Raw genomic sequence first — 14,669 nt, 5'->3', positions numbered from 1 at the left:
GAGCATCGGTATCGTGCCTCGGCTTGGTACTGGTGTCCCCTTCATCGCACGCGGCGACGAGACCGCTCGTCTGCGTGCGGCGCTCGAGCGCGCCCGCGACGGCGCGGGCGGCGCCGTGCTCGTCTCCGGCGACGCCGGCGTGGGCAAGAGCAGGCTGCTGGCCGAGTTCCTCGACGAGGCCGGGACGGGCGGCGCGCACGTGCTGCTCGGCCGCTGCCTCAGCGTCGGCGAGGCCGGCCTGCCGTACCTGCCGTTCAAGGAGGTCGTCGAGCAGCTGCGCCGGCGCCGCCCCGACCTCGTCGAGGCACGGCCGGCGCTGTCCGGGCTCATCGGCCGCGCCACCGCCACTGCGGCGCCGTCGCGCGAAGAGAACGACCTCGGCCAGCTGCAGCTCTTCGACGCCATGTTCACCGCGCTGGCCGAGCTGGGCGACGACGCCCCGGTGCTGCTCGCGGCCGAGGACCTGCACTGGAGCGACGCGTCCAGCCGCGACCTGCTCTCGTTCCTCGTCTCGCGACTGGCCGGGCAGCGGCTGCTGGTCGTCGCCACCTACCGCTCCGACGACCTCCACCGGCAGCACCCGCTGCGCCCGCTGCTCGCCGAGCTGGTCCGGCTGCCGGTCGTCGAGCGGCTCGACCTCACCCCGTTCAGCCCGGCCGACGCGCTGGCGTTCGTCGAGACACTGGCCGACGGCAGCATCGAGGCCGACCTCCTGGCCGACGTCGCCGCCCGCTCCGAGGGCAACGCGTTCTTCGCCGAAGAGCTGGTCGCCGCCAGCGCCACCGGCCCGGCCGGCGGCATCCCCACCGCGCTGGCCGACGTCCTCATGTCCCGGGTCGAGACGCTGAGCCCGGCGGCCCAGCGCGTCGTCGGCGCCATCTCCGTCACCGGCCGCCGCCACGTCCGGCACGCCGCGGTGCGCTCCGTCGTCGACCTCCCCGACGGCGAGCTCGACGCCGCCCTGCGCGAGGCGCTGCAGCACCACATCCTCGTCACCGACGACCAGGACGGCTACACCTTCCGGCACGCGCTGCTGCGCGAGGCCGTCTACGCCGACCTGCTGCCCGGCGAGCGGGTCCGGCTGCACTCCGCCTACGCCAAGCGCATCGTCGACCTGCAGCAGGACGAGCTCGCCGGCGCGCTCGCCTACCACAGCCTGCGCAGCAACGACCTCCCCACCGCGCTGGCCGCGTCGGTCAAGGCGGCCGACGACGCCATGCGTGTCGGCGCGCTCGCCGCCGAGCTGCGCCACGTCGAGCAGGCCCTCGAGCTGTGGTCGGCGGTCGACCAGCCGGCCGAGCACGCCGGCGTCGACGAGCTCGCCCTCACCCGCAAGGCCGCCTACGTCGCCAGCGCCGCCGGGCACCCCGAGCGGGCGCTCGCCTACGCGCAGGCGGCGGTCGTCGTGGCCGACCGCGACGCCGACGCCGTCACCCGCGCCGACGTCCGCCGTCAGCTCACCGAGGCGCTCCTGGCCAACGGCCGGTGGAAAGAGGCCACCCAGACCATCACCGACGCCTGGCCGCTCGTCGAGTCCGAGCCACCCAGCCGCACCCGCGCCTGGGTGCTGGCACTGCGGGCCCGCACCGCCTGGGACCGCGACAGCGACGATGCGCGGTCGTTCGCCGAGCAGGCCATCGAGGACGCCCGGGCCAGCGGCAGCGTCAGCGCCGAGTCCGACGCGCTCATCTCCCTCGCCTTCAACGACCTCCGCGCCGGCGCCGTCGAGGACGCCTGCGCGCTGTTCGAGCAGGCCCGGCAGAACGCCGTCCGCGTCGGCGCCGCCAACGTCGAGCTGCGGGCGTCGTTCAACCTCGTCACCACCCGCTACGAGCAGGGCCGGCTCGACGACTCCGTCGCCCTGGCCGACGCCGCGGTGCAGCGGGCCAGCACGCTCGGCGTCACGTGGAGCATGTACGGCCTCGAGCTGCGCTGGCTGCGGGCCATGGTCCACTACGCCCACGGCAGTTGGGACGAGGCGCTCGCCGCGGCCAGCCCGCCGGGCGAGCAGGTCTCCGACACCATCACCGCGCTGCTGGCGGCGTCGGCGGCCATCATCAACGTCAGCCGCGGCCGCTTCGACGAGGCCCGGCGCGACCTCGTCCGGGTCCGCCCCGAGTGGCACCGCGACAGCCAGATCGCGCTGCTCGCCGGCATCGCCGGGGTCGAGATGGCCGGCTGGGAGGGCCGCTGCGCCGAGGCCGCTTCGCTGGCCGACGAGGCCATCTCCTCCATGCGCAAGAACGACGACCACTGGCCGCTCGGCGGGCTGCGGCTGGCCGTGCTGGCCCTCGGCATCCAGGCCGACCTCGCCAGGCAGGCCCGCCTCGACCACGACGACGCGGCCGAGGCCGCCGCCGTCGCCGAGGGCCGCCGGTTCGCCGAGCACGCCCGGCTCACCGCCCAGCACGGCATCCCGCGCGCCGACACCCTCGGCCCCGAGGGGGTGGCCTGGCTGGCCCGGCTCGACGCCGAGGAGTCCCGGCTCGACGGCGGCTCCGACCCCGCTCCGTGGCGGGCCGTCATCGAGGCGTTCGGCTACGGCGACGTCTTCCACGTCGCGCTGGCGCAGTGGCGGCTCGGCGAGGTGCTGATCGCCGCCGGCGACCGAGACGCCGCCGCGACCGAGCTCGCGGCCGCTCACGAGACCGCCCTCAGGCTCGGCGCGCAGCCGCTTGCCGGCGCCGTCCGCGACCTCGCCCGCCGCGCGCACCTCGCGCTGCCCGGCACCGTCCTGCCGGCCACCGGGCTGCTGACGCCGCGCGAACTGTCCGTCCTCGAGCTCGTGGCCCGCGGCTACACCAACCGCAAGGTCGGCGAAGAGCTGTTCATCAGCGAGAAGACCGTCAGTGTGCACCTGTCGCGGGTCATGACGAAGCTCGGCGCCGCCAGCCGCACCGAGGCCGTCTCTGTCGCCCACCAGCGCGGACTGCTCACCGACGGCTGAAAACCCGGCGACACCGGGCGGCCGGTCCTGGCAGAGTGGCCGCCCGTGTCCAGCGTCTACCTCATCACCGGCATCATGGCGGCCGGCAAGTCCACCGTCGCCCAGGCCCTGGCCGAGCGGCTGCCGAAGGCGGCGCACGTGCGCGGCGACACGTTCCGCAAGGCCATCGTGTCCGGCCGCGCCGAGCCGGTCCCCGGCAGCGACGAGGGCATGGCCCAGCTGCGGCTGCGCTACCGCATCGCGGCGGGCGTCGCCGACGAGTACGCCGCGGCCGGGTTCACCGCCGTCGTGCAGGACGTCGTCCTCGGGCCGGTCCTGGCCGACTACGTCGCGATGGTCCGCACCCGGCCGCTGCACGTCGTCGTCCTGGCGCCGCGGCCCGACGCCGTCGCCGCGCGCGAGGCGGGACGGGGCAAGACGGGCTACGGCGCCTGGACGGTGGCCGACCTCGACACGTCGCTGCGCGAGGAGACGCCCCGGCTCGGGCTGTGGCTGGACACGTCGGACCTGACGCCGGAGCAGACGGTCGACGCGATCCTCGCCGGCGCCGCAACCAGCTCCGTCGCTTGAGACGTCACTTCAGGCCGGTGGCGTTGCCGGAGCGCATGAAGTACCGCGAGAAGAAGACGTAGACGATCGCGATCGGGATGGTCGAGAGCGTCGCCAGCGCCAGCTTCAGCGGGAACTGCTGCGACCCCTGCAGGTCACCGGCCGTGAGCCGGGCGATGCCGAGGTTCAGCGTCGCGAGGTCGGGGTCCGACGTCGCCACCAGGAAGTGGGTGAACTCGTTCCACGACCCCTGGAAGGACAGGATCGTCACCGTCACCAGCGCCGGGCGGACCAGCGGCAGGATCACGCTCCAGAACGTCCGGAACACGCCCGCGCCGTCGATGCGCGCGGCCTCGTCGAGCTCAGTCGGGACCGCCTCGAACGCCGTCTTCATCAGCAGGATCCCGACGGCGTCGCAGAACAGCGGCAGGATCATGCCGGCGTAGCTGTCGAACATGCCCAGCTCGTTGAGGACCAGGAACTTCGGGATCAGCAGCACGACGCCGGGCACGGCCAGCACGGCGACCACCCCGGCGAACACGACGGCGCGGCCGCGGAAGCGCAGCCGGGCCAGCGCGTAGCCGCAGAGGCTGTCGATGATCAGCCGCCCCAGCGTCACCGAGACCGTGACGAAGAACGAGTTGCCCAGCCAGCGGAACACCGGCACGGAGTACGCCGGGTTGTCGCCCGCCACGACCGCCCACGCCGCCGTCGAGACCGGCGACGGCCACAGCGCGACGGGGTTGGCGACGGCGTCGGCGTCGGTCTTGAACGATGTCGCCAACTGCACCAGGAACGGGCCGAGGTACAGGATCGTCCCGAGCGCCAGCAGCCCGTAGCCGATCACGCGCACCAGCACCTTGCGCGACACCGGGGAGTACCGGTCGGTCAGCACGACGGGGACGGCTGCCCGCGCCGACCGCGGGGCCGCACGCTGACGCCGTCGTCGATCCAGCACGCCGCTCATGCCCGCCGCTCCCGTCCCACCCACCGCTGGATCAGCGTGAGCACGATGATGATCGCGAACAGCACGAACGCGACCGCCGCGCCGACCCCGAACTGGCCGTCGCCGAAGCTGCGCACGTAGGAGATGTAGGCGGGCGTCAGCGTGGTCTTGGCCGGCCCGCCCTGCGACAGGATGAACACCTGGTCGAACACCTGCCAGCTGCCGATCAGCGCCAGCGTGATCACCAGCGTGATGTGCCGGCGCATCAGCGGCAGCGTCAGGTACCGGAACCGCTGCCAGGCGCTCGCGCCGTCGATGGCGGCCGCCTCCTCCAGCTCGACCGGGACGTCCTGCAGGCCGACCAGGAAGAACAGCATGTACGTGCCCGACGTGGTCCAGATGGTGAGCATGATCAGCGTGCACATCGCCACTGACGGCCCGGACAGCCAGTTCCACAGGCTCAGCCCGCCCACCGTCGTGTCGGCCAGCGCCCCTGGCGCGCCGTCCACCCCGAACCACGACAGCGCGAGGTGCAGCACGCCGCGCGGGTCGGTGAACCACGTCGGCCCGTCGACCCCCACCCACGACAGCACGACGTTCACCACGCCGGCGCCCTGGAACAGGAAGAGGAAGAGCACGCTGATCGCGACCGACGACGTGATGGCCGGGAAGTAGAGGATCGTCCGGAAGAACGACCGGCCGCGCAGCACGTAGGAGTTCACGGCCAGCGCCAGCACGAACGACAGCACGACCACGCCGGTGACGTTGAACAGCACGTAGTAGAGCGTGTTGCGCACGCTCAGCATGAAGTCGCCCCGCAGCAGCCCGGCCTCGGCCAGCAGGTTCTGGTAATTGGACAGCCCGACGAACTCCGCCTCGCCGGAGAACGGGCTGGACTGCCCGTTCCAGTCCAGCAGGCTGACCCACGCCGCCATGATCATCGGCGCGAACAGGAACACCACCAGCACGACCACGGCCGGCGCGACGAACAGCCAGCCGGCCCGGCGCTCCTGCAGCCGATGTCCGGAGACGGGGCGTCGGCGGACCGGCCGGGTCCGGCCCGCCGACGTGTCCCGGGTGACCGTCGCGGTCACATCACTCCTGCGCGAGGACGGCTTCGCCGTTGGTCTGCAGTGCCTGCAGCGCCTGCTCCGGTGTGACCGTGCCGGCGGCCATGCCCTCGAGCTGGGTGTTGAAGTCGGCCAGGACCGACTCGAAGCCCGGCACCGCGACCTGGCTGCGGGCGCTGTCCATGCCCTCGGCGAACGCCGCCTTCTCGGGGAACGTCTCGGCGTTCCAGTCGGCGAGGCTGGCCCGCGACGGGATCGGCCCGAACGCCTCGGCGAAGGCCTGCTGCTCCTCGGGCGCGATGAGGAAGTTCACGAGGTCGACGGCGGCGGCCTGGTTCTCGCTGTCCTGGGCGATCCCCCAGCAGTTGGTGAACGCCGTCGACCCCTGCCCGCCCGGTCCGGCCGGCATCGGCACGGCGGTCCACTGGCGGTCCGGGAAGTCGTTCTGCAGCGCGCCGACGATCCAGGCGCCCTCGATGGTCATGGCCGACTTGCCGCTGCCCAGCGCCTCGCCGCCCCACGCCGCGTCGATGTTCGGCGCGAACGCGAACGAGCCAGCGTCCATGTTCTGCTGGAGGTACTGCAGCGTCGCCAGGTTCTCCGGGGTGTCGGCGGTGACCTCGGTCTGGTCGTCGTTCACGAAGAACCCGCCGCCGGCCAGCATGAACGTGCCGACGGGGTTGTAGTCGCCGGTGAAGGCCAGCCCGACGCGGCCGTCGGCGGTCAGCGCCTGCGCCGCGGTGGCGAGCTGGTCCCAGTCCTGCGGGTAGTCGGCCTCGGTCAGCCCGGCCGCCGTCCACGCCGCCGTGTCGATGACCAGCGCGTGCACGCCGCCGTCCTTGGGCGCGCAGTACAGCTCGCCCTCGTAGGTGAACGCGTCGCGCAGCGACTGGTAGATGTCGTCGGCGTCCTCGATCTGGTCGCCGTACGGGTAGAGCGAGCCGCCCTCGGCGAGCATGCGGAAGCGGTCGGGGCTGACGTAGAAGAGGTCCGGCGGGTTGCCGCCGGCGAGCCCCTGCTGCAGCTGCTGCACGAGGTCCTGGGCGGGGATCACCTCGACCTCGTTCCCGGTCTCCTCGGCCCAGCGGGTGGTGGCCTCCTGGACGGCGACCGTCTCGGCCTCGCCGGACGAGCCGATCATGACGGTGAGCGACGCGGGTTCGCCGGTATCGCCTCCGCTCGCCTCGGACGGCTCGCCGCCGCCGCCGTCGTCGCTGTCGTCGAAGCCGCTGCCGCAGGCGGCCAGCAGGGTGGCGGCCGCCACTGCCGTGGCCACCGCGAGTGGGGTGCGGGCGAACTGTCGCATGATCAGGCCTCCGTGGGGGGAACGGCGGGACGGGAGCTGGCCCTGACGACGAGCGACGGGCGCAGCAGGCGGTGCTCGGGGCCGGGCGGGGTCTCCACGACACCGAGCAGGCCGAGCAGCATCAGGACGGACTCGCGCCCGATCTGCTCGATGGGCTGGGACAGGCTGGTGAGGTCGACGCCGGGCAGCCGGGCGGCGGGGGTGTCGTCGAAGCCGACGACGGCGACGTCTTCGCCCGGGCGCAGGCCGCGGTCGGCGAGCGCTCGGAGCGCGCCGTAGGCGGACTCGTCGCTGACGCAGACGAGCGCGGTGGGCGGCTCTTGAGCGCCGTCTCCGTCGAGCAGGGCGCCCGCCAGGGCCCGGCCGGTCTCGGCGCCGCCCTCGGCCCGGACGACGCGGGGATCGAGGCCGAGCCGCAGGCAGGCGGCGGTGTAGCCGGCGACGCGGTCGTCGCCGACGCCGGAGCCCTCGGGCCAGCCGATGAACGCGATGCGGCGGTGCCCGAGCGCGTGCAGGTGCTCGACCGCCTCGGTCATGCCGGCCGCGCCGTCGACGTCGACCCAGCGGCCGATGTCGGGGCCGGACCAGCTGCGCCCGAACGCGACGAACGGCACGCCCTGCTCGGTGAGCCAGCCCGGCCGCGGGTCGGCCACGACGGTGTCGGCGAGGACGAACCCGTCGACGGCGCGCTGGGCGAGCAGCTCGGCGTAGCGGTCGAGGCCCGCGGTGCCGGCCGGTGCGGTGAAGAGCAGGACGTGGAAGCCGTGCTCGGCGGCGGACTCGGTGACCGCGTGGACGAACCGGTCGAGGACGGGGTTGAGGTTGCCGGCCGGGGTGGGCTGGACGCAGTAGCCGACGAGGCGGCTGATGCGCGTGCGCAGCGACCGGGCGGACCGGTTGGGCCGGTAGCGCAGCTCGCGGATGGCGTCCTCGACCCGCTGCCGGGTCTCGGGCGCGACCCGCTCGGGCGCGTTGAGGACGTTGGAGACGGTCTGCCGGGAGACCCCGGCGACCGTGGCGACGCTCTCGAGCGTGGCACCGCTCTCCGGTGTCGCCATCCGCGTCCTCCTTGACGTGTTGAACGATCAAAATTGGGTTGATAGCGTTGCTTTTGATCGTTCAAAATGGGATCTGGTTCAGAGTTAAGAGCGCCACGACTGTTCTGTCAAGTCTCGAAAGGATCACGCTGGTGACCGTTCCGCCCGCCCCCGGTCCGGTGCCCCAGCCGTTCCTGCACGACCTCGTCAGCTGCCTCAAGGCGCCGACGGTGGCGCTGTCCGGTGCCGACGGCCAGATCCGCCCCGCCGGCGCCCAGGGCGTGCTCGCCCACGACCGCCGCATCGTCTCCGAGCTGCGGGTCGACGTCGACGGCCACGAGCCGGCACCCGCGGGCCACGGCCTGCGCGGCGCCGGGCACGCGCACTTCACCGGCCTGGTCCGCCACCTCGGCGACCCCGGCGCCGACCCCACGGTGCGGCTCGAACGGCAGCGCTTCGCCCGGCCCGACGGCGTCGCCGAGCGGCTCGAGCTGGTCAACAACGCGCGCGAGCCCATCACGGCCACCGTCCGCGCGCACGTCGCGGCCGACTTCGCCACCGCCGAGGCCATCAAGCACGACGGCGCCCAGCGCGGCGGGAGGGCCCCGTCGACTCTCTCCTCTCCCGGAACGGTGGGCTGGTCCGACGGCGACCTCATCGTCACCGTCACCGCAGCGAACGCCGTCGTCGATGCCCACGAAGGCGGCGCCGTGCTCAGCTGGCCGGTCGAGCTACCGCCCCGGACGTCGTGGACCGCCGACGTCGAGGTGGCGGCCGCCTTCACCGGCGGTCCCCCGGCCAACGCGTTCGGCCCGGCCGACGGCGCGGGCTGGGACGCCGTCGCCGTCGCCGGGCGGTCCGACCTCGCCCGACTGACCGAGCGCAGCGTCGACGACCTCGCGGCGCTGGCGCTGTCCGACCCGCTCGAGCCGTCCGACACCTTCCTCGCCGCCGGCAGCCCATGGTTCTTCACGCTCTTCGGCCGCGACTCCCTCTGGGCCGCGCGGTTCACGCTGCCGCTGGGCACCGGCCTGGCCCGCGGGACGCTGCGCACGCTGGCCCGCCGCCAGGGGCGCCGGCACGACCCCGACACCGCCGAGGCGCCGGGCAAGATCCTGCACGAGGTGCGCATCCCGGCGGCCGGGTCCTGGCTGCCGCCGGTCTACTTCGGCACCGTCGACGCCACCGCCCTGTGGATCTGCCTGCTGCACGACGCCTGGCGCTGGGGGCTCCCGGCCGCCGACGTCGCCGAGCTGCTCGAGCCGCTCGAGGGGGCGCTGCACTGGCTGACGGAGGAGGCCGACCCCGACGGCGACGGCTTCCTCGAGTACGTCGACACCAGCGGCCGCGGCCTGGCCAACCAGGGCTGGAAGGACTCCGGCGACTCCATCCAGTACCCCGACGGCACCATCGCCGAGCCGCCCATCGCGCTGAGTGAGGCGCAGGCCTACGCGCACGAGGCCGCGCTGGCGGGGGCGGCACTGCTCGACGCGTTCGGCAGGGGTTCCGGCCGCTCGAGCTCGGGTGCGTTGCGCGAGTGGGCCGCCGCGCTGCGCGAGCGCTTCGCCGCCACCTACTGGGTGTCCGACGAGAAGGGCCGGTTCCCCGCCATCGCCCTCGACGGCGCCAAGCGGCCGGTCGGCACCGTCACCTCCAACCTCGGCCACCTGCTCGGCACCGGGCTGCTGCGGCCCGACGAGGCCGCCGTCGTCGCCGACCGGCTCGGCCGCCCCGACCTCGACGCCGGCTACGGTCTGCGCACCATGAGCGCCGACGCCGCCGGGTTCAACCCGCTCGGCTACCACGCGGGCAGCATCTGGCCGCACGACACCGCCATCGCCGTGCGCGGGCTGGCCGCCGACGGATTCGCCGACGTCGCGGCGTCGCTGGCCGGCGGACTGCTGCGGGTCGCGCCCGACTTCGCCTACCGGCTGCCGGAGCTGTTCGCCGGCACCGACGCCCGGGCCGGCGAGCCCGTGCTCGCCTACCCGGCCGCCTGCCGTCCGCAGGCGTGGTCGGCGGCGACGGTGGTGGCGCTGCTGCAGGCGGCGCTGGGCCTGACGGCGGACGTCCCGGCGGGCACGCTGCGGGTCGCCCCGCACGCCGCGTTCGCCGACTGGTTCCCGCTGCGGGTCGAGGGCCTGCGGGTGGCCGGCCGCCCGCTCACCATCGCCGTCGACGCCGCGGGCCGCGCCGAGGTCCACACCTCCGCCCCGGTGGTCGTCGACACCCCGGAATGAGCGTGAACTGGCTCTCGTCAGGACGTATGAAAATGCCATAAAGTTCGCAACCATGGTCGAGTCATCCCTGCCAGACGCCTCCACTGCCGTCGTCTCGGTGGTGGTCGACGCCGACCCTGCCGACGTGTTCCCGATGTTCACCGAGCCCCGCGGGCTCGCCGGCTGGTTCTGGCCGGCGGCGTTCGCGGCCATCTACGAGACCGACCCCAGAGCCGGCGGCCGCTTCGCGTTCCGCACCGCCGGCCTGGCCACCGGACACAACGTCGCGATCCGCGGCATCTTCGGCGAGGTCCGCAAGCCGCGACTGGTCACCTACATCTGGTCCTGGGACGGCGACAGCGCACCCGCGAGCCGCGTCGCCGTCCGCCTGTCGCCGTCGGACGAGGGTGGCACCGAGGTCGTCGTGACACACAGCCACAACCCGACCGAGGAACAACGCGACGACCACCTCAAGGCCTGGCACGACAGCCTCTCGCGCCTGGCCGATCACCTCGCCATCGGATAACCTCGTAGACATGCCAGGTCAGCGCTGGTTTAGCGGCCCCCGGTCGGCGAACGTCCGCCGCCCGGAGGGTACGCACGCCTGACCCTTCGCGGACGACCGGCCGGGGGAGCATCCGTCCCGCTTCCCGCTGCCCCGTGAAAGGCCTGGTCATGACCGCTCCCCTCATCGACGCCGACAGCCGGCCGCAGCCGCTGTCGTTGTCCGCCCTGGTCGACGCGCTCTCGTTGCGCGACCTCACCGATCCCGCGCAGGGCCCGCACGCCCTACAGGTCCTCGTCTCGTCCGCCGCCGACGCGCTCGGCACGCGATGGGACGCCGACGTGCGGGTGCTCCGCTCGCGCCCCGTCGTCGCCGTCGAGGACAACTACGACCGCCTCGGCTACCGGCCCGACGCCGTCTCGCGCGACCTCCGCTACACCCGCTACGTCAGCGACACCACGATGCTGCGCAGCCATACCTCGGCGGGGGTGCCGCCGGCGCTGCGGGCGCTGGCGTCGTCTCCGTCGGGCCCGCACGGGTCGCCGTCGCGGGATGTGCTGCTGGTGCTGCCGGGCATCTGCCACCGCCGCGACTCCATCGACCGCCTGCACACCGGCACGCCGCACCAGCTCGACCTCTGGCTGCTGCGCCGCGGCGGGCGCCGGCTCGACCACGACGACCTGCACGCGCTCGTGACGACGCTCGTCGGCGCCGTCCTGCCGGGGGCGCACTGGCGCTGGACGGCGACGACGCACCCGTACACGACCGGCGGCCGCGAGGTCGAGGCCATCCACGACGGCCACCCGGTCGAGATCGCCGAGTGCGGGCTGGCGGCGCCCGAGGTGCTGGCGGCCGCCGGGCTGTCGCCGTCGTCGTGGTCCGGACTGGCGCTGGGGATGGGCCTGGACCGGGTGCTGATGCTGCGCTCCGGCATCCCGGACATCCGGCTGCTCCGCTCGGCCGACCCGCGGGTCGCGTCGCAGCTCACCGGGCTCACGCCGTACCAGCCGGTGTCCGACCTGCCGCCCGCCCGCCGCGACATCTCCGCCGCCGTCCCCGCCGGCTCCGACGCCGAGGTCCTCGGCGACCGTGTCCGCGAGGCGCTCGGCCCCGACGCCGACCTCGTCGAGGAGGTCACCGTCCTGTCGACGACCCCCTACGACGAGCTGCCGGCGGCGGCGCGGGCGCGGCTGGGCATACGGCCCGGCCAGGAGAACGTGCTGCTCCGGCTGGTCCTGCGCCCGGTCGACCGGACCCTCACCAGCGAGGAGGCGAACACCCTCCGCGACCGCGTCGCCGCCGCCCTCACGAGGTAGCCGCGCGATGGCGGGTGGTGTGGTGGGGCCATGGCGCCACCACACCACCCGCCATCCACTCAGCGCCCGACGTAGACGGGTGCGGCCTCCGCGGCGCCTTCCGCGGCCGAGAACTCGCGCAGGCCGAACCGGGCGTGCACCCGCCGCAGCCACGCCGGCGCCCACCACGTCGCTCGGCCGAGGAGCCGCATCGTCGCCGGCAACAGGGCACCACGGATGAGGGTCGCGTCGATCAGGACCGCCAGCGGCAGCCCGACCCCGAAGGCCTTCATCAGCGTGATGTCGGAGACGAGGAAGGCGAGGAAAACGATCGAGATGAGGACGGCCGCGGCCGTCACGATGCGGCCGACCTTCTCGAGCCCCAGAGCGACCGCCGCCGTCGGCGCCGCCCCGCGGTCGTACTCCTCGCGGATCCGGGACAGCATGAAGACCTGGTAGTCCATGGCCAGGCCGAACGCCAGCGCGAACAGCATGACCGGCACCGTCGAGATCGTCGTGCCCGTGACGGTGAAGTCGAACAGGCCGGAGAGGTTGCCGTCCTGGAAGATCCAGACCATCGCGCCGAACGTCGCCGACAGGCTGAGCGTGCTGAGGACCAGCGCGAGGAACGGCAGCAGCACACTCCCGGTCAGCAGGAACAGCAGCACGACCATCGCCAGCCCGACCGCGCCGAGCGCCCACGGCAGCACGTCGAGCAGCGACCGGTCGGCGTCCTCGGCCATCGCGGCGGTGCCACCGACGAGCGTCTCGAACGGCGCGTCGACGGCGCGGACGGCGCCGACGAGCTCGCGGGTCAGTTCGACGGTCTCGGCCTCCGGCACGACCGACAGGTAGACGGCGTCGTCGGCGGCGAATCGTTCATGGGCCGGCCCGGCGGCCGCGACCGCCGCGCCGCCGGCATAGCTGCCGGTGACGGTATCGACCCGGGCGACGTGGTCCAGCCCGGACAGTCCCTGCGCATAGTCGCCGACGGCGTCGGCGTCACCTCCCGCGGGGATCACGACCTGCAGCGCGTCCTGCTCGCCGGTCGCGAACTCCTCGCGGATCGTCGTCGCGACCTGGCGGGCCTCCGAGGAGTCCGGCATGACCCGCTCGTCGAGGTAGCCGAGCTTCATGCCCAGGAACGGCGCGCCGAGCAGCAGCAGGACCGCCGTGACCACCGTCGCGATCGGCAGCGGCCGGCGCATCACGAACGTCGCCAGCCGGTGCCAGAACCCGTTCTCCACACCGTCGCCGGCAACCGCGTTCCGGCGGCGGCGCAGCCGGGGCGTCCCCACCCGCCTCCCGAGCACCGCGAACAGCGCCGACAGCACGATCAGCGACGCCGACGCCGCCAGCAGTGCCGTCAGCACCCCCGCGTACCCGATGGACCGGATCGCCGGCAGCGGCACGAGGATCAGCGTGGCCAGCGCGATGCACACCGTCAGCGACGCGAACACGATGGTCCGCCCGGCCGAGGTCAGCGTGGCGCGGATCGCGTCCGGCACCGTGCGGCCGCCGGCCAGCTCCTCGCGGTACCGGTTCACCATGAGCAGGCTGTAGTCGATCGCCAGGCCCAGGCCGGCCAACGTCACCACGTTCGCCGCGAACACCGACAGCTCGGTGACGTCGGCCAGCACCCACAGCAGGCCCATGCCGAGCAGCGACGTCGCGGCGGCGACCGCCAGCGGCAGCAGCGCCGCGACGAACCCGCCGAAGACCAGGACCAGCGCGATCAGCGTCACCGGGAAGACGATCATCTCGCCGGTGACGACGTCCTTCTCGCTCTGCTCGGTCAGCTCGTGCGAGAACGCGGCGTACCCGCCCACCTGGACGTCGACGCCGTCGGCGAGCGCCCCACCGTACTCGGACGCCAGCTCGCCGACCCGCTCGTTGACCTCGGTCTCGTCGCCGGTGATGGTCGCCAGCACGAGCGCGCGGTCGCCGCCGGCACTGCGCAGCTGCGGCTGCCCGGACGTCCAGTACGAGACGACGTCGCGGACGCCGTCCTCGCCGGCCAATCCCTCCGTCAGCCGGGTCCCGGCCGTCGTCGAGGCTGCCGAATCGACCCGGTCCGGCGCGGTCACCAGCAGCGCCAGGTTGGGCGGCGACTGGCCGAACGTGTCCTCGAGCAGGTCGGCGGCCCGCCCGGACTCCGAGCCCGGGTCGTCGAAGCCGCCGGCCGACAGCTTGCCGAACAGCGACATGCTCGTCGCGCCGCCGAGCAGCGCCAGCAGCAGCGCCACCACGAGCACGGCCCGTCCCCGGCGCGTCACGAACCCCGCCAGTCTTCTCGCCATCGTGCATCCACCTCATGTGGTCTCGTCGGTTTCCGCCCACGAGACACAGAAGGTCTGCCCGATGTGACACCGGTGCCGGGAACGCGACCCAGCTCACATCTCCAGGCCGCCGCAGCAGAGCGCCGGACGCACCTCAACCCGGCCGCCCGCGGCGACCGGGAGCTGCCGGGCGTGCCCGAGCGCGCAGTCGATCGTCTCGCATTCGACCAGGTAGAACGAGGTGAGGTGCTCGCCGTCGTCGCGCAGCGGGCCGTCGGCGACCACGCCGTCGTGCAGCCGCTTCGTCAGCGACGGGTCGGCCAGCGCCTCGGCGACGATCAGCTCGCCGCCGCCGGCCAGCTCGCGCTGCAGGGCCTCGTGGCCGGGTCCGGCCGTGGGCGGATCGCGGTAGACCAGGATCAGGTACTTCATCGGGTTCGCCTCCGGTTCGGCTGCTGCTCTCACCGGTGACGTCGGAGCCGGCGGCGGGATCTCGACATCGGCGAGCCGGTGATC

Annotated in this window: 11 protein-coding genes; 5 read left to right on the top strand and 6 right to left on the bottom strand. The window is 73.7% G+C overall.

The genetic code is table 11. The features are described 5' to 3' along the window. The first annotated feature begins 13 nt into the window (after positions 1-13). Together HD601_RS16160 and HD601_RS16155 are read left to right on the top strand one after the other, a co-directional pair. Positions 14-2,947 (top strand): AAA family ATPase, encoded by a 2,934-nt coding sequence (locus HD601_RS16160; RefSeq protein WP_221441034.1) that lies wholly within the window; start codon positions 14-16, stop codon positions 2,945-2,947. Between the two features lie 45 nt (positions 2,948-2,992). Further along, positions 2,993-3,517 carry an AAA family ATPase gene (locus tag HD601_RS16155; protein WP_184823479.1) on the top strand — a complete coding sequence of 175 codons (525 nt, stop codon included), beginning with the start codon at positions 2,993-2,995 and terminating at the stop codon, positions 3,515-3,517. Between the two features lie 4 nt (positions 3,518-3,521). Here the strand turns inward: HD601_RS16155 and HD601_RS16150 are convergent, their stop codons facing one another. The 4 genes from HD601_RS16150 to HD601_RS16135 are packed head-to-tail and all read right to left on the bottom strand — an operon-like array spanning position 3,522 to position 7,876. After that, entirely contained in the window at positions 3,522-4,463 is a 942-nt protein-coding gene (locus tag HD601_RS16150; protein ID WP_184823478.1) for a carbohydrate ABC transporter permease, read from the bottom strand. Then, entirely contained in the window at positions 4,460-5,536 is a 1,077-nt protein-coding gene (locus HD601_RS16145; RefSeq protein WP_221441033.1) for an ABC transporter permease subunit, read from the bottom strand. Before HD601_RS16145 ends, HD601_RS16150 begins: the two co-directional genes overlap by 4 nt. Position 5,537: 1 nt before the next feature. Beyond that, entirely contained in the window at positions 5,538-6,818 is a 1,281-nt protein-coding gene (locus HD601_RS16140) for a sugar ABC transporter substrate-binding protein (protein ID WP_184823476.1), read from the bottom strand. Positions 6,819-6,820: 2 nt separating this feature from the next. Continuing rightward, entirely contained in the window at positions 6,821-7,876 is a 1,056-nt protein-coding gene (locus HD601_RS16135; protein ID WP_184823474.1) for a LacI family DNA-binding transcriptional regulator, read from the bottom strand. Between the two features lie 131 nt (positions 7,877-8,007). On the opposite strand from HD601_RS16135, the gene HD601_RS16130 reads away from it, so the two are divergent. From HD601_RS16130 to srmL, 3 genes are all read left to right on the top strand, one after another. After that, positions 8,008-10,095 (top strand): glycogen debranching N-terminal domain-containing protein, encoded by a 2,088-nt coding sequence (locus HD601_RS16130; RefSeq protein ID WP_184823472.1) that lies wholly within the window; start codon positions 8,008-8,010, stop codon positions 10,093-10,095. A gap of 52 nt (positions 10,096-10,147) precedes the next feature. Continuing rightward, positions 10,148-10,600, top strand: coding sequence for an SRPBCC family protein (locus HD601_RS16125; RefSeq protein WP_184823470.1), 453 nt, complete (start codon positions 10,148-10,150; stop codon positions 10,598-10,600). 149 nt (positions 10,601-10,749) lie between these two features. Then, positions 10,750-11,895 carry a PheS-related mystery ligase SrmL gene (gene srmL, locus HD601_RS16120; RefSeq protein ID WP_184823468.1) on the top strand — a complete coding sequence of 382 codons (1,146 nt, stop codon included), beginning with the start codon at positions 10,750-10,752 and terminating at the stop codon, positions 11,893-11,895. A gap of 59 nt (positions 11,896-11,954) precedes the next feature. Here the strand turns inward: srmL and HD601_RS16115 are convergent, their stop codons facing one another. Both HD601_RS16115 and HD601_RS16110 read right to left on the bottom strand, forming a co-directional pair. Beyond that, positions 11,955-14,174 (bottom strand): MMPL family transporter, encoded by a 2,220-nt coding sequence (locus HD601_RS16115; RefSeq protein ID WP_184823466.1) that lies wholly within the window; start codon positions 14,172-14,174, stop codon positions 11,955-11,957. Between the two features lie 93 nt (positions 14,175-14,267). Next, positions 14,268-14,585: a YciI family protein gene (locus HD601_RS16110; protein ID WP_184823464.1), complete on the bottom strand. Its 318-nt coding sequence runs from the start codon at positions 14,583-14,585 to the stop codon at positions 14,268-14,270. Between the last annotated feature and the right edge of the window lie 84 nt (positions 14,586-14,669).

This window comes from Jiangella mangrovi (genome assembly GCF_014204975.1).
Classification (GTDB): Bacteria; Actinomycetota; Actinomycetes; order Jiangellales; family Jiangellaceae; genus Jiangella; species Jiangella mangrovi.
Note: the sequence above shows the minus strand (reverse complement) of the source record. Positions and strands in the feature narration are given on the sequence as shown.